Origin of the sequence: uncultured Kiloniella sp., from assembly GCF_937128705.1 — a bacterium.
GTDB lineage: Bacteria > Pseudomonadota > Alphaproteobacteria > Kiloniellales > Kiloniellaceae > Kiloniella.
The window spans coordinates 1-2,612 of record NZ_CAKZMP010000175.1 but is presented as its reverse complement, the minus strand read 5'-3'; the positions used below and the strand labels follow the sequence as shown (position 1 = coordinate 2,612).

Genomic DNA, 2,612 nt, shown 5'->3' with positions numbered 1-2,612 from the left:
GATCGACCTCACATATATCGTTCCGCGTGAAGCGGTTGATCCTTTGATTGATGATCACATAAGCTTTTTAAAAAAGTACTATACACAGAAAATATTTATTGCGTCAGGCGCAAAGGTCCCGCGTGAGGGCGGGATTATTCTGGCGGTATCTGATAGCAGAGAAAAAATCGAAACTCTGATAAAGGAAGATCCGTTCCACCAAAATAACGTGGCCCGTTACACCATTACCGAATTCAGCCCGACGATGACGGCCTCTGCGTTGGGATCAATGTTTTCTGCGTAAAATACCGGAATAAAAATTCCTGTACCTGTTTTACAGCTCACCTTGAAAACTGTACCTTGGGATTTGTCATAAGATATTGATAGAAAAGACGAACACAGCGCGATAGGTGTAATATAAATGTTAATCCGCCTTGCCCGAGAAACTGATTATGCCGCCGTGGTTGAACTTTATGCCGAGTTTGGCGGGGACGTTCCCGGAATTTCCGGCGATGAGGGGCTGGCCCGGTGGCGAGAGATATTGGCGCATCCCGGCACGTCGGTTATTGTTGCTGCGGATGAGGGCAACGACGCAACAGCGGGGGAGCAGGAAAAGGGGCAAGCATGTGCCCCAATCTGCGCAATTGTTACGCTGCATGTTTTGCCCAACATGACCTATCTCGGGCGCCCTTATGCCTTGATTGAAAATGTGATTACGTCACAGGGATATCGTGGACAGGGACTGGGGAGGAAAGTCATGGAACGGGTCATTGATATGGCATGGGACGCCAATGCCTATAAAATCATGCTCTTGACGGGTAAGGACCGCAAAGACGGTGGTGCCAAAGGCTTCTATGAAAGTTTGGGGTTTTCTGACGAAGATAAATACGGAATGACTTTACGAAAGCTTCCGGCCCGTAAATAATGTTTTTGTTTTTTTGATACACCTTTTCCTTCTTCGGTCGTTTCCTTTTGTTTGTCCTGTTCATCTGGACCGATTGAATTCCTTTGTTTCTATATCTTTTGCCCTTTTAATACGGGAGTGCGCCTTTTGCCTTTTGATGCCAGTGAGTTACATGCCGTTGTTTTTGATATGGATGGCCTGTTGATTGATTCCGAAGCGATCTATCTGCGGTCTTCGGTTGATGCGGCCAAGGCATTGGGCTTTCATCTAAGTGATGATCTTTACAAATCTGTGGTTGGCCTGCCCATGAAGGCAGGGGAGAGCATTATTCGCAAAGGCATGGGCGCGGGTTTTCCCTTTGATGAATTCAACAGCAAAATGCACGAATTGCTAGAAATCGAATTTGCGCGACAGGTTCCCTTGAAAGCCGGTGTCGAAGAGCTTTTGGCACATTTGGCGGAACGTGATCTGCCCATAGCGGTGGCGACCTCTACCAGTAGAAAACGCGCAGAGAGCCATTTGGAACACGCAGGGGTTCGGTCTTATTTTTCCACGATTGTGACGTCTGATGATGTATCCCGTGGAAAGCCCGACCCTGAACCCTATCTCTTGGCGACAAAGGGGTTGGGGGTATCCCCCCAAAGCTGCCTCGCGCTGGAAGATTCCCATAATGGTGTGCGTTCAGCCCATCGGGCAGGACTGCAAACCATCATGATCCCCGACATGCTGGCCCCCACCGATGAGATTTCGGAACTCTGCATCGCGGTCATGGAAAGCCTGCATAAAGTACGGGAACAATTTCTGGTTTAATAGTTGTTTGTTTCGATGTGGTGTGGGTATAAACATCAACCTTGAGGAGAAATGAGAATTCAAAATGACAGCAATCCCGTCGACCATTCCTGCAAAACTTCCTGTCTTTGATACGTTGCTTGATGCGTTTAGTGTTTGGGGGCGTAATTTTTTATACTTTGCCCTAATCGCTGCTGTTTTTGTGACGGGGATTACTCTCTCTCCTATAGAAGAAGTTCCTGATTTTATCACCGGAATTACAAACGGGGAAACACGTTTTCTTTACCTTGCTGACGTGGCTATTACCCTGTTGCTTACCTATGCACTTTATTGGTTGGTTTCCTGGCGTTGCTTCCAACAACTAAATAATGCGGACAGTAAAGAAACAGGTAACTGGTTTCCTAAAGAATTTTTGCGTTTGAACACCGCGCTCCTAATCTTTTTGATTATTGCAGAGGTGATATACCCAGCGGTTGGAATGTTTATCTATGATGTTTGGGTGAATGCTTTTTTGATTTTCGACAACTCGGGAGGTATTTTGAGTGAATATCCTGTTGTTCTGGATATCGTTATACAGGCGCCAACTTATATATTCAGTATTTTGTTTTTTATCCTAATGCCGCTCACGGTTATAGAAAAAACAAGTTTTATTAAGGCTTTAAAGCGTACGCTACAGCTCAGTAAGGGCAATTGTTTTGCTATTCTGGGGCTGTTTTTATTGAACTTGGTTGTTGCAGCTGTTCTTGGGGCGATCATCTGGGCTTGTTTCTCTTTTTTGGCTGAATTTCCCGACCTCTTTGATTTGTTAGCTATCCAGTCAAAGTTTTTTGTTCAAATCTTTGTACCTTTTGTTCAATGGGGCCTGATGCTCGTGTTTACTGTTGCTCTGTGGACCGCGACCTATGCACGTCTTTTGGCGATGAAAAAAGCGGATCTAACG

4 protein-coding genes are annotated in these 2,612 nt (G+C 45.8%); all 4 read left to right on the top strand.

Annotated elements, in window-relative coordinates:
• Window positions 1-283, top strand: a 283-nt coding sequence (locus Q0241_RS09585) for a YciI family protein (protein WP_299376631.1), incomplete at its 5' end; no start/stop codon positions are given.
• Between the two features lie 117 nt (window positions 284-400).
• Entirely contained in the window at window positions 401-904 is a 504-nt protein-coding gene (locus tag Q0241_RS09580; RefSeq protein WP_299376628.1) for a GNAT family N-acetyltransferase, read from the top strand.
• Window positions 905-1,030: 126 nt separating this feature from the next.
• The gene (locus tag Q0241_RS09575) at window positions 1,031-1,693 is read left to right on the top strand and encodes an HAD family phosphatase (RefSeq protein ID WP_299376625.1); all 663 of its coding nucleotides are present in this window, start codon (window positions 1,031-1,033) and stop codon (window positions 1,691-1,693) included.
• Window positions 1,694-1,757: 64 nt separating this feature from the next.
• The coding region (locus Q0241_RS09570; protein WP_299376622.1) for a hypothetical protein at window positions 1,758-2,612 on the top strand (855 nt) is incomplete at its 3' end.